Source organism: Stenotrophomonas riyadhensis (assembly GCF_040256885.1).
In the GTDB taxonomy this organism is placed as follows: Bacteria; Pseudomonadota; Gammaproteobacteria; order Xanthomonadales; family Xanthomonadaceae; genus Stenotrophomonas; species Stenotrophomonas riyadhensis.
Window position 1 is genome coordinate 3,085,757 of the sequence record NZ_CP155568.1, and the last position, 22,716, is coordinate 3,108,472.

A 22,716-nucleotide genomic window follows, 5' to 3' on the forward strand; every position below is an offset into this window, starting at 1 on the left:
GTGCCGGCCGCTGGCCGGCAACCTCGGCCCACGCGACTGGCCCCCTGGGGAATTGCCGGCCAGCGGCCGGCACTACCGCAGGCTTTCACCGCTACAATTGCCGCCGCACTCCGGCATGAAGACCTTTGCCCCTTGAACACCCCTGCATTGCTGGCCGCCAGCGGCCTGAGCTTTTCCCGCAATGACGAGCCGGTGTTCGGCCCGCTGGACTTCCATGTGGACGCCGGCGAGGCCCTGCTGGTGCAGGGCGGCAATGGCGCCGGCAAGACCACCCTGCTGCGCGTGCTGGCCGGCCTGGCCCGGCCCGGCGCCGGCCAGGTGCGGATCGACGGCAAGCCGGCCAGCAATGCCGAGCGTGCACGCTACGTGGCCTACCTCAGCCATCTGCCGGCCTTGAAGCCAGACCTGGACACGCTGGAGAACCTGCATTTCCTGTGTGGCCTGCACGGCCGTCGCGCACGGCAGATGCCGGGCAACGCGCTGGCCATCGTCGGCCTGGCCGGTTATGAGGACACCCTGGTGCGGCATCTGTCGGCCGGACAGAAGCGGCGGCTGGCACTGGCGCGCATCTGGCTGTCACCGGCGCCGTTGTGGCTGCTCGACGAACCCTATGCCAACCTCGACCTGGAGGGCATCACCCTGGTCAACCGGATGATTTCGGCGCACCTGCGTGCCGGTGGCGCGGCGCTGGTCACCACCCACGGCGCCTACGCCGCACCGCCGGTGCGCACCCGCCAGCTCGACCTCGGCGGTGCCGCATGATCGCGCCGGGTACCGAGCCGGGCCTGTGGCAGACCGCAGCGGCCCTGCTCAAGCGCGACCTGCGCCTGCTCTGGCGCCGCCGCGGCGATGCGCTGCAACCGCTGCTGTTCGCGGTGCTGGTGGTGGTGCTGTTCGCCCTCGCCCAGGGCCGCGAACCACAGCTGCTGGCCGCCACCGCCGGCGCGGTGCTGTGGCTGGCCGTGCTGCTGGCGGGCCAGCTGTCGCTGGATTCGCTGTTCCGCTCCGACGCCGAGGACGGTTCACTGGAACAATGGCTGCTGGCGCCGGTACCGCTGGCCTGGCTGGTGCTGGTGCGCGTGCTGCTGCATTGGGCCACCACTGCACTGCCGTTGATCGTGGTCAGCCCGCTGCTGGCCGAAATGCTGCATCTGCCGCATGACCAGCTGCCGATGTTGCTGGCATCGTTGCTGCTGGGAACGCCGTTGCTGAGCCTGATCGGTGGCGTGGTCGCCGCGCTGACCGTAGGCATCCGACGCTCTGGTATTCTCGTGGCGTTGCTGTCGTTGCCGCTGTATGTGCCGGTGCTGGTGTTCGGCGCTGGCAGTCTGGCGGCAGCCGGACGCGGACAGGATCCGGTCGGTGCGCTGCTGATGCTGGGCGCCGGCCTGCTGGTCGCGCTGGTGCTGGCGCCGTTGGCCACCGCCGCTGCAATACGTATTTCTCTGAGTTGACCGAGCTGAGAGCCAATCCACCCCTGCTGGATAGCCGCCACGCATGAATCCGATTGTCCGCTGGTTCCACCAACTCGGTTCGCCCCCCACGTTCGACCGTTTCGCTGCCCGCTGGTCGCGGGTGTTCTACCTCGCGGCGGTGCCGGTGCTGCTGGTCGGCATGTGGCAGGCGCTGCTGGTGGTGCCGCCGGAAGCCAAGCAGCTGGACAGCTTCCGCATCCTCTACATCCACGTGCCCAGTGCCTGGATGAGCCTGTTCGTGTTCGCGCTGATGGCGCTGTATGCGGCCATCGCGCTGATCTGGCGGATCAAGGTCTGCGAGATCCTGGCCATGGCCTGCGCACCGATGGGTGCCGGTTTCACCCTGATCACCCTGTTGACCGGCAGCATCTGGGGCAAGGGCACCTGGGGCACCTGGTGGGACTGGGACCCGCGCATGACCAGCGAGCTGGTGCTGCTGTTCCTGTACCTGGGCGTGATCGGCCTGTACCACGCCATCGAGGACCGCCGCAGCGCCGCGCGCGCGGCCGGGCTGCTGGCCATCGTCGGCGTCAGCCTGCTGCCGGTGATCCGCTACTCGGTGGACTGGTGGGGTGGCCTGCACCAGCGCCAGTCGATCAACGTGTTCGGTGAATCGGCGATCAGCAGCGCGATGATCGCGCCGCTGTGGTGGATGGTGATCGGCACCAAGTTCTGGTTCGCCGGTTCGGTGCTGGCCAAGGCCCGCGCTGACAATCTCGACCGCGAGGCCGGCAAGGCCTGGGTCGGCGGCCGCGTCGATGCCGCACGCCCCTCCCGGGAGGTCCAGCCATGACCCACCTGCCCTATGTGATCGGCGCCTACGCCGTGTTCGTGCTGGTGCTCGGCGCCGACGCCATCGGTTCATGGCTTCGCCTTCGCGTGGCGCGTCGGCTGGCACTGGCCCGGCAGCAACGGCAGCAGACCCGCGCCGGCAGGCAGGACGCAGCGGCGCCGTTGTCGACGGAGCTGGAACGATGACCCCGGTACAGCGTCGCCGCCTGGTCTGGGTGCTGCTGGCCCTGCTCGCCTCCGGCCTGGCCACCGCGCTGGTGGCGATGGCGCTGGAGCGCAACATCGCCTACCTGTACACGCCTTCGGAAGTGCTGCGCGGCGATGTCGATGCGCAGTCGCGCTTCCGCCTCGGCGGCATGGTGGTGAAAGGCTCCTTCAACCGACCGGTCGGCTCGTTGGAGGCCCGCTTTGAAGTGACCGACGGCGACGCGCAACTGGCAGTGACCACGTCGCGGATCCTGCCGGACATGTTCGCCGAAGGCACGGCGGTGGTCGCCAGCGGCCGACTGCAGGACGGCACCTTCGTCGCCGACGAAGTGCTGGCCAAGCACGATGAAAAATACGTGCCGAAGGAAGTGGCCGACAAGATGGGCGACGCCCATCGCAAGCACGACGTGCCGGTGACGGCACCCGAGGTGCGCTGAGTGCTGCCCGAACTGGGTCAGATCCTGATGTTGTGTGCGTTGCTGGCCTCGCTGCTGCAGGCCGGCCTGCCGCTGGTCGGCGCGCAGCGCAACAACGCCGCATGGATGGCGGTGGCACGACCTGCCGCTTTCGCACAGCTGCTGCTGCTCGCCGGCGCCTTCGCGGTGCTCACCGCTGCGTTCGTGCAGCAGGACTTCTCGGTGCGCTACGTGGCCGAGAACTCCAATTCGCTGCTGCCGATGATCTACCGCTACTCGGCGGTGTGGGGCGCGCACGAGGGCTCACTGCTGATGTGGGCGCTGGTGCTGGCGCTGTGGACCGGCGCGGTGGCGCTGTTCTCGCGGCACCTGCCGGCCCCGGTGCAGGCACGCGTACTGGCGGTGATGGGCGTGGTCAGCGTCGGCTTCCTCGCCTTCCTGATCTTCACTTCCAACCCGTTCCTGCGCCTGAACCCGGCACCGCTGGAAGGCCGCGACCTCAATCCACTGCTGCAGGACCCCGGGCTGATCATCCACCCACCGATGCTCTACATCGGGTATGTCGGCTTCGCGGTGCCGTTCGCATTCGCCGTGGCCGCGCTGCTGGAAGGTCGTGTCGACGCACGCTGGCTGCGCTGGACGCGGCCGTGGACCAACGTCGCCTGGGGCTTCCTGACCCTGGGCATCGCGCTGGGCAGCTGGTGGGCCTATTACGAGCTGGGCTGGGGCGGCTGGTGGTTCTGGGACCCGGTGGAAAATGCCAGCTTCATGCCCTGGCTGGTCGGCGCGGCACTGATCCATTCCCAGGCGGTCACTGAGAAGCGCGGCACCTTCGGCAGCTGGACCCTGCTGCTGGCGATCGCCGCCTTCGCGCTGTCGCTGCTGGGCACCTTCCTGGTGCGCTCCGGCGTGCTGACCAGCGTGCATTCGTTCGCCGCCGATCCGTCGCGCGGCCTGTTCATCCTGGTGTTCCTGTCGGTGCTGGTCGGCGGCAGCCTGCTGCTGTACGCGCTGCGCGCCAGCCAGCTGAGCGTGGACGCCGACGATCCGCGCCGTGGCTTCACCGCCACCTCGCGCGAGACCCTGCTGCTGGCCAACAACCTGCTGCTGGCCACCGCCTGCGCGATGGTGCTGCTCGGCACGCTGTACCCGCTGCTGGCCGATGCGCTGTCGCTGGGCAAGATCTCGGTCGGCCCGCCCTACTTCGGCAGCCTGTTCCTGCTGCTGATGGCACCGATGATCCTGCTGCTGCCGTTCGGCCCGCTGGTGAAGTGGCAACGCGACCAGCCCTCGCGCGCGTTCGCGTTGCTGGCACCCTGGCTGGGACTGGCAGTGCTGCTGGGCGCGCTGGCCTGGTGGCAGGCGCCGCAGAACGGCTGGAAGGCCGGTCTCGGTGTCGCTGCCGCGGTCTGGGTCGGCTTCGGTACCGCACGCTTCGTCTGGCAACGACTGCGCGGCAACGGCCGCTTCACCGCCGAGATGCTCGGGATGATCGTCGCCCACGCCGGCATTGCCGTGTTCCTGGCTGGCGCGCTGCTGGTGGAAGCCCTGAACGTGCAGCGCGAAGTGGCGTTGGCACCGGGCCAGCAGGTGGTGGTCGGCCGCCACGAAGTACGCTTCGAGGGCGTGGACCATCGCGAAGGCCCCAACTTCATCGCCGACCGTGGTCACCTGCGCGTGTTCCGCGACGGCCGCGAGCTGGCGCTGCTGCATCCAGAGAAGCGCCAGTACGCCAGCGGCGGCCAGGTGATGACCGAGGCCGGCATCGATGCACGCTTCGATGGTGATGTCTACGTGGCATTGGGCGAGCCGCTGGGCAACAATGCATGGGCGGTCCGGGTGCACATCAAGCCGTTCGTGCGCTGGATCTGGCTGGGCGCGCTGCTGATGGCCCTGGGCGGATTCATCACCGCCGCCGATCGCCGTTTCCGTCGTCCGTAGGAGTTCCCATGTCCGAGTCCCCCACCCCGCGCCCCTCCCGCCCGCTGCCGCCGGTAGCCATCGTGATCGGTGTGCTGTTCTTCTTCGGCCTGCTCGGGCTGATGATCTACGGGGTGATGAAATCGGGTGACCCGCAGCGCGACGTACTGCCATCTGCCCTGATCGACAAGCCGGCGCCGGCGTTCGCCCTGCCGGTGCTGCACGATCCCGAGATGATCGTGCACAGCGACGACCTGCGCGGCGCACCCTACCTGTTGAACGTCTGGGGCAGCTGGTGCGCGGCCTGCCGCGAGGAACACCCGGTGCTGACCCGATTCGCCGAGAGCAAGCGCGTGCGCGTGATCGGCTACAACTGGAAGGACGATCCGACCGACGCGCTGCACTGGCTGGAACAGCTGGGCAACCCGTTCATGGTCGTGCTCAGCGACGTGGAAGGCCGCACCGCGATCGACTGGGGCGTGACCGCCGCACCGGAAACCTTCCTGGTCGATGGCAGCGGCATAGTGCGCTGGAAGTACAGCGGTGCGATGACCCAGCGCGTGGTCGACGAGAAGCTGATCCCGGCACTGGAGAAGATCGAGAAGGCCCAGGGCAATGCCGGCAGCACGCTGCACACGGCGCCCTGAGCCCATGCGCTGGCTGCTGGCGCTGCTGCTCCTGATGCTGCCGCTGGCCGTGCTGGCCCAGCAGCCGCTGCACGATCCGCAGCCGTTGCAGTTCCGCGATGGCGCCGAGGAGCGCCGCTTCCATGACCTGGCTGCGCAGCTGCGCTGCGTGCAGTGCCAGAACCAGTCGTTGGCCGACTCGAACGCGCAGATCGCCCAGGACCTGCGCCGAGAGGTGCTGCAGCTGATGCAGCAAGGCCACGACGACGCCCAGATCAAGCAGTTCCTGGTCGCCCGCTACGGTGAGTTCGTGCTCTATCAGCCGCCTCTGCAGCCGGGCACCTGGCTGCTGTGGGGCGGTCCGCTGCTGGTGCTGGGCGCCGGCGCGCTGGTGGTACTGGGCATCGTCCGCCGCCGTGGCCGCACGGTCGCCGCCGCCCCCGCCAACAAGACCGATGAAGGAGACGGATGGTGAGCCATTGGCTGCCGATGCTGGCCGGGCTGGTGGCCGCACTGATGGCGACGCTGGTGCTGTGGCCGCTGCGCCACCACGGTCGCCGCAGTTTCGTGGTGGGTGTGCTCGCGCTGGGCGTGGCCGGTGCCTGCCTGTATCTGCTGGTCGGTGATCCGCGTGCAGCACAGGTACAACCGACGCCTTCGGTGGCCACCCTGCGCGATGGCGTGCAGGCCCTGCAGGATGCACTGAAGCGAGACCCGCAGCGGGCTGATGGCTGGGCGCTGCTGGGCCGGTCGCAGGCCGAACTGGGCAACGCCGCAGCCGCCGCGGACGCCTTCGCGCGTGCCGCCGCTCTCGCCCCGGAAGACCCCGGCGTGCTGGTGGAAGCCGCGCAGGCACGTGCGCAGGCCGATGCCGGCAAGCAGTTCGATGACACCGCGATGGCCTGGTTGCAGCAGGCCCGTGCACAGGCACCCGATGCCGAGCGCGCCAGCTGGCTGCTGGGCATCGCCCTGCGCCAACGCGGAAAGAACGCCGAGGCTGCCGACGTCTGGAGCGGCCTGCTGCCACGACTGGAACCGGGTGCCGCGCAGGCGCTGCAGGCACAGATCGCCATCGCCCGCGAGGCCGCCGGCCAGGCGCCCGATGCTGCCGCTGCGGCGCCACCAGCGCTGTTGCAGGTGCGCGTGCAGTTGCCTGCGTTGAAGGGCACCGAGTGGCCGGCCAGCACCCAGGTATTCGTGCTGGCCCGCGCCGTGGGTGGACCACCGATGCCAGTGGCCGCGCGCAAGCTGCCCCTGGCCGGTTTCCCGGCCACGGTCGGGCTGGGTGACGGTGACAGCCCGATGCCGACCGCACCGTTGTCCGCACATCGCGAAGTGGAAGTGCTGGCACGCATCTCGCGCAGCGGCAGCGCCAACCGCACCGAGGACGACCTACAGAGCACGCCAGTGAAGGTCAGCCTGCCGCATGAGGGCGTGGTGGAGCTACGGTTCCCTTGACGCGCCGCCCGGTAGTGCCGGCCGCTGGCCGGCAACCCCACAGCCGCATCACGATTCATGAGGTTGCCGGCCAGCGGCCGGCACTACCGGGTGCATCGCCGATGGAAACCAGCGTGTCGCCAGCTCCACATGCGGCCCCGCTAGAATGCCCGCATGACCGAATTCATCCCGCCCGGCACCCGCTTCCACGCCCTGCCCTCGCCGTTCCCGTTCAAACGCGGCGGCGCCCTGCACGGCGCACGCGTGGCCTACGAAACCTGGGGAACGCTGGCCGCCGACGCCAGCAACGCGATCCTGATCGTGACCGGCCTGTCGCCGGATGCACACGCCGCGGCCAATGACGCCAACCCCGCAGCGGGCTGGTGGGAAGGCATGGTCGGCCCCGGCAAGCCGATCGATACCGACCGCTGGTACGTGGTATGCGTGAACTCGCTGGGCAGCTGCAAGGGCTCGACCGGCCCCGCTTCGCTCAACCCGGCCAGCGGTGAGCCCTATCGTCTGGACTTCCCCGAACTGTCGATCGAAGACGGCGCACGTGCCGCCATCGAAGTCGTGCGTGCACTGGGCATCGAGCAACTGGCCTGCGTGATCGGCAATTCAATGGGCGGTATGACCGCGCTCGCCGTGCTGATGCTGCATCCGGGCATCGCGCGCAGCCATGTCAACATTTCCGGCAGTGCGCAGGCGCTGCCGTTCTCGATCGCGATCCGCTCCCTGCAGCGCGAGGCGATCCGTCTCGATCCGCGCTGGAATGGTGGTCGCTACGACGATGCCGAGTATCCCGAGTCCGGCATGCGCATGGCGCGCAAGCTGGGCGTGATCACCTACCGCTCCGCACTGGAATGGGATGGCCGCTTCGGCCGCGTGCGGCTGGATTCGGACCAGACCGACGACGATCCGTTCGGTCTGGAATTCCAGGTGGAAAGCTATCTGGAAGGCCACGCACGGCGCTTCGTGCGTTTCTTCGATCCCAACTGCTATCTGTACCTGAGCCGCTCGATGGACTGGTTCGACCTGGCTGAGTATGCCGACGGCGACATGCTGGCCGGGCTGGCGAAGATCCGGGTGGAGAAGGCACTGGCCATCGGCGCCAACACCGACATCCTGTTCCCGGTGCAGCAGCAGCAACAGGTCGCCGACGGCCTGCGCGCCGGCGGCGCCGATGCGCGCTTCATTGGCCTGGAATCGCCGCAGGGCCATGACGCCTTCCTCGTCGATTTCGAGCGCTTCGGCCCGGCCGTGCGCGGCTTCCTCGACGCGCTGTAAGTGGCATGGCGGCGTAACCTCGCGCTGGCCGCGTTCGGCGCGTTGATCGCGCTGATGATCAGCGGCGTGCTGCCGCTGTGGCTGGGTGGCTGGTGCCTGCTGGCCAGTGCAGTGTCGTTCGCGCTGTATGGCCACGACAAGCGCGCGGCACAGCGAAAGCAATGGCGGATCCCGGAACGAACCCTGCAGTTGCTGGCTTTTGCCGGGGGCTGGCCGGGTGCATTGCTGGGCCAGGCGCTGTTCCGCCACAAGCATCGCAAAGCCGAATTCCAGTGGGTGTTCTGGCTGTGCGTGCTGGCCAACGTGGCCTCGATCGCGGTGATGCTGCGCGAGTTCTCGCGCTAACCCTCGCAATCGGTAGTGCCGGCCGCTGGCCGGCAATCATGGGGTTGCCGGCCAGCGGCCGGCACTACCATTCACGCTTCGCGCTCCAACACCCCATCACGCAACCGGTACTGCGCATCGACCACGCCGTCGGGCAGGTCGTCGTGGGTGATCATCAGCAGGCTGCGCCCGTCCAGCAATCCGGAAAGATCCTGCAGCAGCGCGCGCGCGGTATCCACGTCGAGGCCTTCGGTCGGTTCGTCCAGCAGCAGGATCGGCGCATTGCGCAGCAGCGCGCGCGCCAGCGCCAGACGTCGTGCCTGGCCGGCCGACATCGTCGCGCCGTTCTCGCCCACCCAGGTCTGCAGGCCACCGTTGCGCTCGGCCCAGTCGCCCAGGCGCACGCGACGCAACACCGCCCACAACGCTGCGTCACTGGCGTCGGGATCACCCAATCGCAGGTTCTCGGCCACGCTGCCGGCAAACACCGGCGCGCTCTGCGGCAGCCACGCCAGTTGCCGGTGCCAGTCGGCCTGGGCGAAATCACGCAGGTCGCGGCCACCGTAGGTCAGCCGTCCCTGCTGCGGATCCCATAGCCGCAGCAGCAGGCTCGACAGCGTGGTCTTGCCACTGCCGCTGTCGCCGCGAATCGCGATACGCTCGCCCGGCGCCAGGGTCAGCTGCAGGCCGGACAACACCGGCCGCGCCGCACCGGGCCACTGGAAGTGCACGTCATCCCAGTGCACGCGCGCGGCCTGCGGCACTGCCTGCGGCACCTGCGGGTCCTCCACCGTCGGCGGTTGCTCGACGATGGCCTGCAACCGATCGGCGGCAATGCGCCCGGACTGCAGCGACTGCCAGGCCAGGCCCATGCCGGCCCACAGCTCGATCAACGCCACGGTCAGGAACACCAGGCCCGCGGCCATCTCCGGCGCGATGCGCTGCTGTTCGGCGGCGTGCAGGGCCAATGCCAGCATCGCCACCAGCCCCAGCCCGGCGACCAGGCCATGCAGGGTCGAGGCCGCGATCAGGCGCCAGCGCCGACGACGATCCCGCGAAGCCAGCTGCTTGGCGGCCACGCGCACCTTCAGCTGCCAGGCCGCATCGGCATGCAGCGCAGCCAGATCACCGGCCCCTTCCAGCCCTTCGAACGCAGCGGTGCGCAACGCAGCGCGGTGCGCGGCACGATCGGCCTCTTCGTCGTCATGGCCACGCACGCCCAACCAGGGCACACCGAAGGCGATCAGCAGCGCCAGCACCGCCAGCAGTACCGCTGCCGAGGGCAGGATCAGCGCTGCCGAGGCGACCGCCACCAGTGACAGCGCACCCAGCGCCACCAGCGGCCCGATCGCACGCACCAGCAGGCCATCCACCTCGCCGATGTCCCCCAGCAGCCGCGCCAGCAGCTCGCCGGTACGCGTGGCCCCCAGCCGCGCCGGTGCCAGTGGCAGCGCGCGGCGGAAGAACCACACGCGCAGGTCGCGGGCGATGCGCAGGGTGGCATCGTGGCCGACCAGCTTTTCGAAGTAGCGCGACACGATGCGCGCCATGGTCAGGCCACGGATGCCGGCCGAGGGTGAGAAGAAGTTGAAGCCCTGGCCGAGGCCGGCTGCACCGGCCAGCGCGGCCGCCGTGAGGAAGCCACCGGACAGGCCGAGCAGCGCCGTGCCGGCCAGCATCGTGGTCCACAGCAGCAGCATGGTCAGCAACAGGCGCGGCCGGTGGCGCAGGAACACCGCGCGCAGCGAATCAGGCGAACGGCTCATGCGCGCACCGCCTGTGCCGGCTCGACCAGGCGGCCTTCCGGCAACAGCAGGCAACGGTCGGCCCAGGCGATCACCGCGGGGCTGTGGGTGGCGACCACCACGCTGCGGCCACGTGCATAGGCGGCCAGGCTGCGCAGCAGGGCCGCTTCGGTATCGGCATCGAGGAACGCGGTGGGTTCGTCCAGCAACAGCACCTGCGGATCGCGCAGCAACAGGCGGGCCAGGCCGATGCGTCGTGCTTCGCCTCCGGACAGGCCGAAGCCGCGCTCGCCGATCACCGTGTCCAGCCCCTGCGGCAGGCGGGCAAACTGCAGGACCTGCGAGGCTTCGGCCACCGCGCGCAGTCGCGCATCGCTGGCACCGGGATCAGCCAGGCGCAGGTTGTCGGCGATGCTGCCGTGGAACAGGTACGGTCGCTGGCTGGCATAAGCCACCTGCACGCCGGGCCGCAACTGCAGCTTGCCGGCACGCGGTGGCAACCAACCGGCCAGCGCCTCCAGCAGCGTGCTTTTGCCGGATCCGCTGGGACCGACCAGGGCCAGGCGCTGGCCCGGCTCCAGCAGCAGGTCCAGATCCTGCAGCACATCCTGCGGCGCGCCCAGCGGGCGCAGCACCAGCCCTTGTGCCTGCAGCGGCGGCAAGGCGGCCTCGGCCGGCTCCACCGCCAGCGGTGCAACCTCGCTCTCGATCAGGCCCTGCTCATCGGGCAGCGACTGCAGCAGGCGCTCCACTTCGGCAGCAGCGGCCAGTGCATTGGCACGATCATGGTAGTGCGCGGCCAGCCGTCGCAGCGGCGCATAGAATTCCGGTGCCAGCAGCAGGCAGAACAGGCCCGCACCCAGCGTCGGCACCGCTGCATGCAGCGACATCATGCCCAGATAGCTCAGGCCCAGGTACAGCGCGACCATCGCCACGCTCACCGAGGCGAAGAATTCCAGCACCGTGGACGACAGGAACGCGATCCGCAGCACCTTCAGCGTACGCACGCGCACGCCTTCGGCGGCCGCCTCGATACCCTCCAGCTCAGCCTCACCGCGGCCATACAGGCGCAGCAGGCCCAGGCCCTTGATCCGGTCGGCGAAATGGCCGCTCATGCGCGCCAGCTCACCCAGCTGTGCGCGCCCGGCCGCTTCAGCGCCCCAGCCCACCAGCATCATGAAGAACGGCACCAGCGGCGCGGTGAACAGCAGGATCAGCGCCACCACCCAGTCGACCCAGGCGACCGCGGCCAGGATCAGCAGCGGCACCACCACCACTTCAGTGCGCACCGGCAGGAAGCCGCTGTAATAGCTCTCGATCGCATCGCCGTGATGCAGCATCAGTTCGCCCAGTTCGCCGGTGCGGCGCTGCCGCAGCCACAGTGGGCCGTGGCCCAGCAGGCGTGCGAACACGCGTTCGCGCAATGCCAGGCGTGCGGCGTCGGCCACGTCACCGGCGGCGGCCTGGGTGGCGCTGCCCAGCAGGGTGCGCAGCACCAGGATCACCGCCAGTCCCGCCAGCACCGGTAGGCTCGATGCCAGCGGCGCGCGCTCCACCAGCACCTGCTGCACCAGCCAGGCGATGGCGGCAGCCTGGCCGATCAACAGTGCGCCGGACAGGCTGATGCACAGCGCGGCCAGACGCTGGCGGCCCCGGGCGGAGCGTGCCAGATCGGCCAGCCAGGCCGTGCGGACACGCCGCTGGCGGGCGGTTTCAGCTTCCGGGGACAGGCCGTCAGGGGTCGTTTCGGCAGCGCTCAAGAGGTCTTCACGGGCAACGGGGGAGACACGGCATTGTAGGCGCAGGCAATAGCCCGCCCCTGCGGCCGGCGGTCGCAGTCTTCATCAGGTTCGCATACGATCCCTTCGCACACCTGTTCATACATTGATCTGGATCAAGGCTGTTTGAAGTAGTCGGTCACATCATTCACGTCGTAGACCACCCTTCCCGCCACCTGCAACGGCACTATCCAACGAGGTAGCCAGGCCATGATTGATCAGACAGTCGTAGAACTGTCGCGGCTGCAATTCGCGCTGACCGCGATGTACCACTTCCTATTCGTACCGCTCACCCTCGGCCTGTCCTTCATGGTGGCCATCATGGAGAGCGTGTACGTGATGACCGGCAAGGAGATCTGGCGCAGGATGACCCTGTTCTGGGGCGTCCTGTTCGGCATCAACTTCGCCATGGGCGTCGCCACCGGCATCGTCATGGAGTTCCAGTTCGGCATGAACTGGTCCTACTACAGCCACTACGTGGGTGACATCTTCGGTGCGCCGCTGGCCATCGAAGGCCTGATGGCGTTCTTCCTGGAAGCCACCTTCGTCGGCCTGTTCTTCTTCGGCTGGAACCGCCTGACCAAGGTCAAGCACCTGATGGTGACCTGGCTGATGGCGCTGGGCACCAACCTGTCGGCGATCTGGATCCTGATCGCCAACGGCTGGATGCAGAACCCGACCGGCGCGGTGTTCAACCCGGAAACCATGCGCATGGAAGTCGTCGACTTCATGGCCGTGGTGTTCAACCCGGTGGCGCAGGCCAAGTTCGTGCACACCGTCAGCGCCGGTTACGTGACCGGTGCGGTGTTCGTGATGGCGATCAGCGCCCTGTTCCTGCTGCGCAACAAGCACAAGGACCTGGCCCGTCGTTCGTTCGCGGTGGCCGCAGCCTTCGGCCTGCTGTCGTCGCTGTCGGTGGTGGTGCTGGGTGACGAGAGCGGTTACGCCGCCAGCGAACACCAGAAGATGAAGCTGGCCGCGATCGAAGCGATGTGGGAGACCGAGCGTGCACCGGCCGACTTCACCGCCTTCGGCATCCCGAACCAGGAAACCCACCAGAACGACTACGCGGTGAAGATCCCGTACCTGATGGGCCTGATCGCCACCCGTTCGTTGAACCAGCCGATTCCGGGCATCCTGGAACTGGTCGAGCGCGCCGAACACCGCGTGCGCGGCGGCCAGCTGGCCTACGGTGCGCTGGAACGCCTGCGTGCGAACAAGAACGACGTTGAAGCGCGCGAGATGTTCGACCGCCATTGGCAGGACCTGGGCCATGGCCTGCTGCTCAAGCGCTACCGCGATGACATCCTCAACGCCACCCCGCAGGAAATCTCGCAGGCGGCGATGGACACCGTGCCGCGCGTGATGCCGCTGTTCTGGACCTTCCGCGTGATGGCCGGCCTGGGCTTCTACCTGATCGCCTTCTTCGCACTGGCCTTCTACTACTCCTGCCGCAACAACTTCCAGGACAAGCGCTGGTTCCTGCGCCTGGCCCTGTGGACGCTGCCGGCACCGTGGATCGCGATCGAATGTGGCTGGTTCGTGGCCGAGTACGGTCGCCAGCCGTGGGCGGTCGACGGCGTGCTGCCGACCTTCTATGCGGCATCGGGCCTGGCCCTGCATGAAATCGTGCTGACCCTTGCCGGCTTCACCGCGATCTACACCGCGCTGATCGTGGTCGAGATCAAGCTGATGCTCAAGGCGATCCGCAAGGGTCCGGACGAGGTGCTGCCGTCGCTGCAGTCGCCCCAGCCGCATGCTTCCCACAATGCCTCGGCGCCGGCCGCCGGCCAGGCCTGAGGCAGGAGAACCAAGATGGATTTCATTCTTCTGGACTACACCACGCTGCGCGTGATCTGGTGGCTGCTGCTCGGCATCCTGCTGATCGGTTTCGCCGTGATGGATGGTTTCGACCTGGGCGTGGGCACCCTGCTGCCCTTCGTTGCCCGCAACGACGCCGAGCGCCGGCTGGTGATCAACACCATCGGCCCGGTATGGGAAGGCAATCAGGTGTGGCTGGTACTCGGTGGCGGTGCGATCTTCGCCGCCTGGCCGCCGCTGTACGCGGTCAGCTTCTCCGGGTTCTACCTGGCGATGTTCGTGATCCTGTTCGCCCTGATCCTGCGTCCGGTCGGCTTCAAGTTCCGCAGCAAGATGCCCAGCGAACGCTGGCGCAACACCTGGGACTGGGCGCTGTTCATCGGTGGCTTCATCCCGGCGCTGATCATGGGCGTGGCGGTGGGCAACGTGCTGCTGGGCGTGCCGTTCCACTTCGATGACAGCATGCGCATCTTCTACACCGGCTCGTTCTTCGGCCTGCTGATGCCCTTCGCGCTGCTGGCCGGCCTGCTCAGCGTGTCGATGCTGGTCGCCCACGGTGCCGCCATGCTGGTGCTGAAGACCGATGGCCCGGTGGCCGAGCGTGCGGCCCGCTTCGGCAGCATCGCCGCGATCATCGCCTTCGTGCTGTTCGCCGTCGGTGGCGCCTGGGTGGCCTTCGGCCTGCCGGGTTACCAGATCACCTCGCAGGTGGTCACCGATGGCGCCACCAATCCGCTGCTGAAGACCGCCGAACTCGGCGCCGCCGGTGGCTGGATGCGCAACTACAGTGCGATGCCGGCCACGATCCTGGCCCCGCTGCTGGGCCTGGCCGGCCTGCTGGCCAGCGCAGTGCTGCTGCGCGCCCGTCGCGGCGGCCTGGCCTTCATCGCCTCCGGAGCGGCCATCGCCGGCATCATCCTGACCGTCGGCTTCGCCATCTTCCCGTTCCTGCTGCCGTCCTCGAGCCAGCCCACCTCCAGCCTGACCGTGTGGGATGCCTCGTCCAGCCACCTGACCCTGTGGATCATGCTGCTGGCCACGGCGGTGTTCCTGCCGATCATCATCGGTTACACCACCTGGGTGTACCGCGTGCTGAAGGGCAAGACCACCACCGAAGAGATGGGCAACAACCCGAACGCTTACTGAGTGCCGATGTGCCGGCCCAGGGTCGGCACATCCGCTGGACAAAGGAGACTGATCATGTGGTATTTCGCCTGGATTCTCGGTGCCGGCCTCGCCTCGACGGTGGCCATCCTCAACGGCATGTGGTTCGAAGCCCGCGAGCAGAACCGCATCGAGAAAGAAAATCGTCGCTGAGTTGTAAAAAAACCTTGCCGCCTTGGCCTTCACACGGTATCTTAGGCGGCTCCTTCGGGGTGTAGCTCAGTCTGGTAGAGCGCTACGTTCGGGACGTAGAGGTCGCAGGTTCGAATCCTGTCTCCCCGACCACTCATGTGGTCGCATTGAAGCCTGGTGAAGTCGTCCAGGCTTTTTTGTTCCCTGAAGTGGCACTGCTTCGGCAGTGTGAAGAAAACAGCATTTACCCCTTGCCGCCATCGGGGTGAATCGCTAGAATAGGCGGCTCCCTTCGGGGTGTAGCTCAGTCTGGTAGAGCGCTACGTTCGGGACGTAGAGGTCGCAGGTTCGAATCCTGTCTCCCCGACCACTTCGGTGGTCACCAAGAAGCCTGGAAGACGACAGTCCTCCGGGTTTTTTTGTGCCTGATGCTTGGGGGCCCTGCCTGTGAAGCGCTGCAACGGGGCAAGGCAGCCGCCCTGCCCCGCCAGCAGGGCCGCACGTTAAGGCTGGCATACAGGCCCAGCACGCGACTGGCCTGCATCAGGCCCTCCATCGCGCGACCGCCTGCGTCCTGGCCCGGCCCGCCATCCTGCTGCGCCCGCCATGGAACACGGACGGATTGCCAGCCGGCGCCGTACGAGGCGACGCTGGCTGACAAGCGCAAACACGGCTGAGGCTCGAGTTTGCGGTGGTGGGCATTCGCGCCATTGCGGTGATTCGTGCGATTCCCATCATTGTTGCGCGGGGTCTGTAGTGGTCCTGCATCCTGCTGGGCAAGCGCTTGGCAGGTGTCAGGTGTCACGCTGCCTGGGAAGTGACGCCCACAGGGCGCCTGCGCACAGCACCAGCACCAGCACGACAGATCGCGCACGCGGGGAGCATTCCGTGCGAAAACCGGAAATGGCCCTAGCCCTTGAGGCTCGGGTCCGTTACCGGCAACAGGTCATAGCTGGCCAGATCCATTTCGACGCGGTGTACCTTGTCCACCTGCGCGTCGTCAGTGGGGTCGAACATGCCTGGCACCGAGACAATGACCGTGCCCTGGCCATCGACCGCGTGGACCGCATGTGCGTCGGGGATCTGCGCGTGGGTGATCTGCGCAGGAACGAAGCCCATCCAGCCAAAGTAGCGACGGTGTTGGTACAAGCGCCGATCAAGCTGGTACGTCACCAGCCCCTTCTCGCGCGTCTGCGCTTTGACATCCGTACAGGCATAGAGGGGCTTGACTTCCTCCACCAGACCTATCATTGCATTCAGCATCAGATCTGGCACGGCTTCACCAAATGGTTCGATCCCAACAAGACGGAACTTATGGGAGCCCATTGTGGGATCCAAGCCGAGCACGACCAGACCTGGCATGCGCCAATCACGACCATTGTCTACGTTGGCCAGCAACAGTGAAGCGCCAAGCTCATTGAAATCCCCAAATCTTCCGCGATCCTTCTCGATATCCCGTTCCATCCTGGCGAGGATCGCACCGGTGTCCTCCAACGGTATTGACTTTCCCTTTGCGCTCGATGGCAGCGCATACCAGCGTTTCATCAACGGGTGTAGCGACGCAAGACGTTCTGTTGCCTGTACCGCCAAACCAAGTAACTGGTCGGGAGATCGGGACACAGGGTCCGTTCGCAAGTTTGCTTGGACACTGACAATCATCAAATCTCTCCACGAAATGGTATGTGCCTGCAAAGCATTGGATCGACATACTCCGCTGCAATGGCTGCGGCCATCGTTCGAGGTTGCATGAAGCACCACAGGAGCTTTGCTTGCCGACCTGCAACGCCGATGGCGCTGCGCTGCCTGTTCATCTGCAATCCCCAAGGCCTGAGAACTCCATGTTCCACAAACTCATATCTGGGAAGTCCTCTTTCATCAAAGAAATGCTCATACCTCCCCTTCGCTTCCACCACCGTGCAGTCCTTCAACCAGAACCCATCAAACTCACAGGCGTTGAAATGCCATTCCTGCACGGTGCGTGAGAACCCATCGCGCTCAAGGTAGTCAAACAACGTATCCACCGAGAATAGCCGCCGATCAGGATCCGCCATGTCGGCGACCATGAAACCAAAGCGCAGCGGCGCCGAGCGCAGGTTGGCGATGTACAACTGATATTCGTAATTGATCAGGTTGCTTTGGGTGACATAGCGCGGGGTGAGAGGCGGACCGATGAACCCCTCCTTCAGCAGGCACTCGTTGCACGCGGTCTCGTCAGGCATCTGCGAGCAGTCAACCTCCCGCGCCTTGGCGGTCGGCTCGGCGCGCGCATCGGGCCTGGCTTCACCACGCACCCGCTGCTGGATTCCGTACACGGCATCGCGGATGCCATCGACCACATCGCCGGTGGTCGGCCCGCCGTAGGGATCCACCGGGTTGCCGTCTTCGTCGACGGTGCCGGTACCGCCTCCCACGCCTGGCCCCAGCCAGGGCCGGGGTCCGATGATTCTGGTGCCCATGATTGCTCCTAGTACCCTGCCAGATTCGACAACAGATCCGCCGCCGCCAGATTCGGGTGCTCCGCGTTACGTATCCACATGCCCACCGCAGGGACGGCCCGCAAACCGCACGCCCATGCCACGTCCGCCTTCACCCAGCGCACCAGCACCGGCAGGTGCGTGATGCGCAGCACATAGGCTGCATGGTCATGGCTTCGCACCACCTCATCCATCAGCGCGCCATCGCTCAGATGACCGACCCTGCCGGGGTACTCCTCGCGAATCTCCCGGCACAACAACGGGAAAAAAGTGGAGGGGTCAGGCAGGCGCAGCAGGGCCTCCTGTTCCTCGCTGATCTCAAACATCAACCGGTCTCCGCTGCATACAACGCGTCACGTTCCAGGGCGTAGTGCTGGCCCAGCATCTGGAAGCGCCACTGCCGCAGCGGGCCCATCAGCTGCCTGCGCTGCTGCAGCGTGAACGCCCGCTGCAAGCGCAGGAACACGCGACCATCCCAGTAGCGCAGCAGCGCCAGCTTGCCGCTGGGGCGGCGCAGGTCCAGGCAGGCTTCGAGGTGCTGGAACACCGCTTCAAATCCAGCTTCGCTGCTGAGCCAGGCCACGACCGGCTTGTTCATTTCCAGCGCGCGCAACCATCCATCCACCGGGGTCTGGTGCTGCGCGGGCAACTGGATCAACCAGGGCCCGAGGCTGGCATGCGCAGCCTCGGGCTGGCGTGCCAACAGGGGCCGGTGCGGCAGGTCCTGGGCGTACCAGGCCAGCGCCTTGGCCGTGTCGGCATAGGCCGCTGCATCGACAATGACGTATCGGTTCATTCAGCGCCCCAGGAAGGTCGCGCCGGAGCGCGAGGCGGCCAGCAGGCATGCTTCGCACACGGGCGGCTTGCCGGCCTGCGGCAGTACGGGCAACGGGGCCAGATCCGAAGCAGCAGCGACGTGGCTGACGCCGTCAGCCACGCTGCCTCCCCCGCCCATGTCCACATAGACCCGGGATTGCTTGCCGGCAATCAGCGAGCAGCCGCATGAGAGCCTGTCGCCGTGGCGCGCGACGGGCTGGCCTTCAAACGTCAGCGTGATGTCGCCGCTGACGATGGTGGTCACGCGCTGGTGCTTGGGGCAGGCGGCTTTGTCGCCCACCCGCGCAACGGCCATGCCCTCGATGTCGGTAACCGGGGAGCCGGCGATGACCCTGCCACCGCCCGTGGTTGCGTCACCCACCACAATCAACGTCCTTGCCACCCTGCAATCCTTCGGCCATGGATGTGGCCCGAACCTAGCAACGCCCCACACCCCCTGCACTTCAATGCGGCGTCCATCGCGGCGTGCCTGCCGCGGCCAAACGCGCGCAGGAGTCCGCAACGCAAGGGGTTGGCTGGATCACGGTGCCTACCCAGGCCGCACCGGCCGCCCTCACCCGGCTATGCAGATCGCGACAAATCGCGCCAACAGGACCTCACCTCGCCAGCCACGTACAATGGCGCCCTCCCCCACCCACCGCGCCGGCACAGCCCGGTGCGGCGCTGCATGCCAAGACACGGCGTGCGACACCTGCAAGGACCACCGATGAGTTCCTCCACTTCCGATTCGCCGTCGCTGCTGCACGGTCGCGTCCTCGCGTTCGCCGCGATCCTGCTGGCCGCGATCAACCTGCGCACCGCGGTCACCTCGATCACCCCGCTGCTGGACGTGCTCGGCCAGCAGTTCGGTTTCGGCACCACCATGACCGGCGTGCTGGGCATGCTGCCGACCGCCTCGTTCGCGCTGTTCGGCGTGGCCACGCCGGCACTGGCGCGGCGCCTCGGGCTGGAGCGCACCACGCTGCTGGCGATGGTGATGGCGATGGCCGGACTTCTCCTGCGCTCCAGCGCCGGCAATGTCGGTACCCTGTTGTTCGGTTCAGTGGTGGCACTGGCTGGCATGGGCATCGGCAACGTGGTGGTGCCGCCGCTGGTGAAGCGCTATTTCGCCAACAAGGTCGGCACCATGAGCACGCTCTACATCAGCGTGCTGCAGCTGGGCACGATGCTGCCGGCGCTGCTGGCGGTGCCGGTGGCCAACGCCGCGGGCTGGCGCGTGTCGCTGGGCATGTGGGCGCTGCTGGCGCTGGCCGCTGCGCTGCCGTGGCTGCTGCTGGCCAAGCGCGCGCCGAAGCCGCAGGCCGACGCCACCGATCCAACCGCGCAGCCGCACGGCAAGGTCTGGCGCACGTCGCTGGGCTGGAGCATGACGCTGATGTTCGGCATGACCTCGCTGATGACGTACTCGATGTTCACCTGGCTGCCGCGCATCGTGGTCGAGGCCGGTGGCACGCCCGCGTTCGGTGGCGTGATGGTGGCCGTGTTCTCGGCCCTGGGCCTGCTGCCGTCGCTGGTCATTCCATCGATGGCGGTACGCATGCAGAACCCGTTCCCGCTGGTGCTGATCGGCTTCTTCTCGTTCGTGATCGCCTTCACCGGGCTGCTGCTGGCACCGATGAAGGCGCCACTGCTGTGGGCCTGCCTGCTCGGCGTTGGCCCGTCCACCTTCCCGCTGGCGCTGACCCTGATCAACCTGCGCACCCGCACCCCCACCGGCTCGGCAGCGCTGTCCGGCTTCATGCAGGGCGTGGGTTACAGCTTCAGCTGTCTGGGCCCGTTCCTGGTCGGCTGGCTGCACACGGTCAGCGACGGCTGGACTCTCCCGTTCAGCTTCCTGTTCGGCTGCGCCACCCTGATGCTGTGCGCCTCGTGGGTGGCCTGCAAGCCACGCAAGCTGGAAGATCTCTGGTGATCGTCCGGGGCCGCCTGCCGGCCCCGCCCCTCCCTCATCAGCCTTCACGCGCATTTTGACGCCGGGCTGACAATTCCGGGCGGATAGTGCCCACGAATGCCCAACCTTGCCGCGTGCCGGCATCGGGCATTGGGGGCGGCATCGCCGCCCGGGCCACCACTCGGTGTGCGGGGGACTCTCGTTTCAGACAAGACATTGCAGGTCGCTGTCCGGGTTGTACCCGCCCTTCTGGGCGGCATGCACGAAGGGAGTGACGCGGGCCACGGCCACGCCAAAAGCTGGCATGTGATGTGCGTCACACTTTTACAGGTTGTCTGGTTCGGAAGCCAAGGGGGTCCCCAATGGTTGTCCACCGTCGGCTGGCGTTCTGCGTCGGCCTTGCCTGCACCGCCCTGGCCTGGGCCAGCAGCGCTGCCCCGCCCGACCGCGAGGCGGCCCTGACCGAGATCGGCCGCTACCGCGACCAGGCGCGTTGGCTGGATGCCCTGGGCGCGATCGAACGTGCCAGCCAGCAGCAGCCCAACGACGACCTGCTGTTCAAGCTGCGCGTGCTGACCCTGGGCGACATCGGCAATGCCTGGCGCGCCTGGGAGCTGTACCAGCAGCGCCCTCAGCTGTTCGACGATGCACAGAAGCAGCGCCTGGAAGGCGACTACCTGGCCAAGCTGGTGGTCTGGAGCCTGGCCTACAGCAGCAGCGAGGACAGCCGCCTGGAAGAGGCCGAATCGACGCTGGCGCGCATGCAGCGCTACTTCGGCGGTGAAGGTACGCCGCCCGCGCAGGCACCGCTGCGCATCCGCATGGACCGGCTGATCCTGCTCAACCGGCTGGGCCGCCATGCACAGGTCCGCGAGGAAGCCCGGGCACTGCAGGCCGAAGGCCACCCCCTGCCCGACTACGTGCTGCCCGCCGTGGGCGATTCGTTGATGGGCACCCTGCACCCGGAGGAGGCCATTCCGGTGCTGCAGGCCGCGGTGGCCGGCGACCCGACACGCGATGCCTCGCATTCGGAACTGGCTTACGCCTACCTGGAAAGCGAGCAGCAGGAAAAGGCCATCGACCTGCTGCAGGCATGGCGCGACAAGGAGCCGGCGTGGCGCTGGAGCAACGGCAAGTCACCGTATGCGAACTGGTCGCGCTACGAGGCCGATCTCAACCTGGCGATGGTGCGCGCGTACAGCGGCGACCTGCCGACCGCACAACGCGATCTGGAATCGATGGTCGACATCGCACCGGGGAATGGCGGCCTGCAGAGTGCGTTGGGCAGCGTGTACATGATGCGCGGCTGGCCACGCAGGGCACTGCAGCGCCAGCAGATGGCACACGCGCTGGACCCGCGTGACATCGAACCGCGACTGGGCATGGAAGAGGCCTACGTTGCTCTGCAGCGCGACGACCTGGCACGGCCGCTGCACGATGACCTGATCGCGCGCTACCCCACTCAACCGGCGGTCGAACGCATGGACCAGGCCTGGCGCGCGCATCGCGGCTGGCAGCTGAAGGCTTGGACCGACATCGGCCGCAGCTCCGGTGGCGGTGGCACCTCACCGTTGGGCAACAACGATCGCCACTACGGCGTGGAAGTGGAAACACCGATCCTCGACGACCGCTGGCGGTTGTTCGCCCTCGCCGACCGGCGCTCGACCGACTTCCAGGACCAGCGCATCGATCCGCTCTGGCTCGGTGCGGGCGTGCGTTACCGCTTCGGGCGGCTGGATGCAGAAGCAGCGGTGCTGCGCGCCAACGACCACATCGGCGATACCGGGCTGCGCGCCGGCGTCGGCTGGCAGTTCAACGACTACTGGCATGCTGGCGTGGTGGCCGCGCGCAATGATCCGGAAGCCTCGATGCAGGCGCGCGCGGCCGGCATCACCGCCGACAGCGTGAGCGCGCAGGTGGACTACCGGCGCAGCGAGCTCACCCACTGGATGTTCGGCGCCAGCCGCTTCCGCTACGACGATGGCAACCATCGCGAGCTGTTCAGCACCGGCCTGGAACAGCGCCTGCTGACCCGCCCCCGCTGGCTGATCGATGGCCTGGCCAGTGCCTACACCAGTCGCGGCAGCCGCGACGATGCGCCCTACTTCAACCCGAAACGCGACCGCATGGTCGAGATCGGCCTGCGCATCGACCAGCAGCTGTGGCGGCATTACGAGCGCCACTTCCGGCATCGGCTGACTGTCTCGCTGGGTGATTACTGGCAGGACGGTTTCGGCAGTGCACTGGTGCCGTCGGTGTCCTACATGCATGAGTGGCAACTGGGCCCCGGCCGCGTGTTCGAGTACGGCGTGCGCTGGTCACGGCCGGTCTACGACGGCCATCGCGAACGCCATATCGGCTTCGAAGCCGCATTGCGCTGGGGAGACTGA

Annotated in this window: 23 protein-coding genes and 2 tRNA genes; 18 read left to right on the forward strand and 7 right to left on the reverse strand. The window is 67.3% G+C overall.

Features of this window, described 5'->3' with window-relative positions; all coding sequences use genetic code 11:
- The 11 genes from ccmA to SriyCCGPB3_RS14460 all read left to right on the forward strand — a co-directional run bounded on the left by ccmA (position 1) and on the right by SriyCCGPB3_RS14460 (position 8,505).
- Positions 1-762 carry a heme ABC exporter ATP-binding protein CcmA gene (ccmA, locus tag SriyCCGPB3_RS14410; protein ID WP_429000264.1) on the forward strand — a complete coding sequence of 254 codons (762 nt, stop codon included), beginning with the start codon at positions 1-3 and terminating at the stop codon, positions 760-762.
- A complete protein-coding gene (ccmB, locus tag SriyCCGPB3_RS14415) occupies positions 759-1,454 on the forward strand; it encodes a heme exporter protein CcmB (protein WP_032129785.1) in 696 nt (231 codons plus the stop codon). Before ccmA ends, ccmB begins: the two co-directional genes overlap by 4 nt.
- A gap of 43 nt (positions 1,455-1,497) precedes the next feature.
- Positions 1,498-2,268 carry a heme ABC transporter permease CcmC gene (gene ccmC / locus SriyCCGPB3_RS14420; protein WP_099473661.1) on the forward strand — a complete coding sequence of 257 codons (771 nt, stop codon included), beginning with the start codon at positions 1,498-1,500 and terminating at the stop codon, positions 2,266-2,268.
- Entirely contained in the window at positions 2,265-2,453 is a 189-nt protein-coding gene (gene ccmD, locus SriyCCGPB3_RS14425; RefSeq protein WP_005410342.1) for a heme exporter protein CcmD, read from the forward strand. The genes ccmC and ccmD overlap by 4 nt, the downstream gene beginning before the upstream one ends.
- Positions 2,450-2,911, forward strand: coding sequence for a cytochrome c maturation protein CcmE (ccmE, locus tag SriyCCGPB3_RS14430; RefSeq protein WP_014647764.1), 462 nt, complete (start codon positions 2,450-2,452; stop codon positions 2,909-2,911). The genes ccmD and ccmE overlap by 4 nt, the downstream gene beginning before the upstream one ends.
- Complete coding sequence (locus SriyCCGPB3_RS14435) at positions 2,912-4,831, forward strand: heme lyase CcmF/NrfE family subunit (protein WP_164162939.1); 1,920 nt, start codon at positions 2,912-2,914, stop codon at positions 4,829-4,831.
- An 8-nt stretch (positions 4,832-4,839) separates the two neighbouring features.
- Positions 4,840-5,457, forward strand: a complete 618-nt coding sequence (locus SriyCCGPB3_RS14440) for a DsbE family thiol:disulfide interchange protein (protein WP_110712897.1) — start codon at positions 4,840-4,842, stop codon at positions 5,455-5,457.
- A 4-nt stretch (positions 5,458-5,461) separates the two neighbouring features.
- Complete coding sequence (locus SriyCCGPB3_RS14445) at positions 5,462-5,911, forward strand: cytochrome c-type biogenesis protein (protein ID WP_110712898.1); 450 nt, start codon at positions 5,462-5,464, stop codon at positions 5,909-5,911.
- Positions 5,905-6,894: a tetratricopeptide repeat protein gene (locus SriyCCGPB3_RS14450; protein WP_350259452.1), complete on the forward strand. Its 990-nt coding sequence runs from the start codon at positions 5,905-5,907 to the stop codon at positions 6,892-6,894. Before SriyCCGPB3_RS14445 ends, SriyCCGPB3_RS14450 begins: the two co-directional genes overlap by 7 nt.
- Before the next feature lie 153 nt (positions 6,895-7,047).
- Positions 7,048-8,160: a homoserine O-acetyltransferase MetX gene (gene metX, locus SriyCCGPB3_RS14455; protein WP_164161163.1), complete on the forward strand. Its 1,113-nt coding sequence runs from the start codon at positions 7,048-7,050 to the stop codon at positions 8,158-8,160.
- Positions 8,161-8,505, forward strand: coding sequence for a DUF1294 domain-containing protein (locus SriyCCGPB3_RS14460; RefSeq protein ID WP_164161169.1), 345 nt, complete (start codon positions 8,161-8,163; stop codon positions 8,503-8,505).
- A 71-nt stretch (positions 8,506-8,576) separates the two neighbouring features.
- Here SriyCCGPB3_RS14460 and cydC read toward each other — a convergent pair whose 3' ends face one another.
- Both cydC and cydD read right to left on the reverse strand, forming a co-directional pair.
- Complete coding sequence (cydC, locus tag SriyCCGPB3_RS14465; RefSeq protein ID WP_164161171.1) at positions 8,577-10,250, reverse strand: thiol reductant ABC exporter subunit CydC; 1,674 nt, start codon at positions 10,248-10,250, stop codon at positions 8,577-8,579.
- Positions 10,247-11,989 carry a thiol reductant ABC exporter subunit CydD gene (gene cydD / locus SriyCCGPB3_RS14470; RefSeq protein ID WP_350259453.1) on the reverse strand — a complete coding sequence of 581 codons (1,743 nt, stop codon included), beginning with the start codon at positions 11,987-11,989 and terminating at the stop codon, positions 10,247-10,249. Before cydD ends, cydC begins: the two co-directional genes overlap by 4 nt.
- Before the next feature lie 228 nt (positions 11,990-12,217).
- Here cydD and SriyCCGPB3_RS14475 point away from each other — a divergent pair, with 228 nt between their 5' ends.
- The 5 genes from SriyCCGPB3_RS14475 (at position 12,218) to SriyCCGPB3_RS14495 (ending at position 15,494) form a co-directional block, all read left to right on the forward strand.
- Positions 12,218-13,807: a cytochrome ubiquinol oxidase subunit I gene (locus SriyCCGPB3_RS14475; RefSeq protein WP_071229725.1), complete on the forward strand. Its 1,590-nt coding sequence runs from the start codon at positions 12,218-12,220 to the stop codon at positions 13,805-13,807.
- A 15-nt stretch (positions 13,808-13,822) separates the two neighbouring features.
- Positions 13,823-14,974, forward strand: a complete 1,152-nt coding sequence (gene cydB / locus SriyCCGPB3_RS14480) for a cytochrome d ubiquinol oxidase subunit II (RefSeq protein ID WP_110712904.1) — start codon at positions 13,823-13,825, stop codon at positions 14,972-14,974.
- A 54-nt stretch (positions 14,975-15,028) separates the two neighbouring features.
- The gene (gene cydX, locus SriyCCGPB3_RS14485; RefSeq protein ID WP_005410354.1) at positions 15,029-15,145 is read left to right on the forward strand and encodes a cytochrome bd-I oxidase subunit CydX; all 117 of its coding nucleotides are present in this window, start codon (positions 15,029-15,031) and stop codon (positions 15,143-15,145) included.
- A gap of 55 nt (positions 15,146-15,200) precedes the next feature.
- Positions 15,201-15,277: transfer RNA gene (locus SriyCCGPB3_RS14490), tRNA-Pro, on the forward strand.
- 140 nt (positions 15,278-15,417) lie between these two features.
- Positions 15,418-15,494 (forward strand) — tRNA-Pro (locus SriyCCGPB3_RS14495).
- A gap of 539 nt (positions 15,495-16,033) precedes the next feature.
- Here SriyCCGPB3_RS14495 and SriyCCGPB3_RS14500 read toward each other — a convergent pair.
- From SriyCCGPB3_RS14500 to SriyCCGPB3_RS14520, 5 genes are read right to left on the reverse strand one after another with little or no spacing between them, the layout of a single operon-like run.
- Entirely contained in the window at positions 16,034-16,783 is a 750-nt protein-coding gene (locus SriyCCGPB3_RS14500; RefSeq protein ID WP_153855943.1) for an Imm52 family immunity protein, read from the reverse strand.
- Positions 16,783-17,580: a Tox-REase-5 domain-containing protein gene (locus tag SriyCCGPB3_RS14505; protein WP_164161179.1), complete on the reverse strand. Its 798-nt coding sequence runs from the start codon at positions 17,578-17,580 to the stop codon at positions 16,783-16,785. Before SriyCCGPB3_RS14505 ends, SriyCCGPB3_RS14500 begins: the two co-directional genes overlap by 1 nt.
- A gap of 8 nt (positions 17,581-17,588) precedes the next feature.
- Positions 17,589-17,924, reverse strand: a complete 336-nt coding sequence (locus tag SriyCCGPB3_RS14510; RefSeq protein WP_164161181.1) for a hypothetical protein — start codon at positions 17,922-17,924, stop codon at positions 17,589-17,591.
- Positions 17,924-18,394, reverse strand: a complete 471-nt coding sequence (locus tag SriyCCGPB3_RS14515) for a DUF4123 domain-containing protein (protein ID WP_164161183.1) — start codon at positions 18,392-18,394, stop codon at positions 17,924-17,926. The genes SriyCCGPB3_RS14510 and SriyCCGPB3_RS14515 overlap by 1 nt, the downstream gene beginning before the upstream one ends.
- Positions 18,395-18,817, reverse strand: coding sequence for a PAAR domain-containing protein (locus tag SriyCCGPB3_RS14520; protein WP_164161184.1), 423 nt, complete (start codon positions 18,815-18,817; stop codon positions 18,395-18,397).
- Positions 18,818-19,141: 324 nt separating this feature from the next.
- Between SriyCCGPB3_RS14520 and SriyCCGPB3_RS14525 the strand changes: the two genes are divergently transcribed.
- Both SriyCCGPB3_RS14525 and pgaA read left to right on the forward strand, forming a co-directional pair.
- Positions 19,142-20,347: a CynX/NimT family MFS transporter gene (locus SriyCCGPB3_RS14525; RefSeq protein ID WP_110712910.1), complete on the forward strand. Its 1,206-nt coding sequence runs from the start codon at positions 19,142-19,144 to the stop codon at positions 20,345-20,347.
- Positions 20,348-20,688: 341 nt separating this feature from the next.
- Complete coding sequence (gene pgaA, locus SriyCCGPB3_RS14530) at positions 20,689-22,716, forward strand: poly-beta-1,6 N-acetyl-D-glucosamine export porin PgaA (protein ID WP_180855196.1); 2,028 nt, start codon at positions 20,689-20,691, stop codon at positions 22,714-22,716.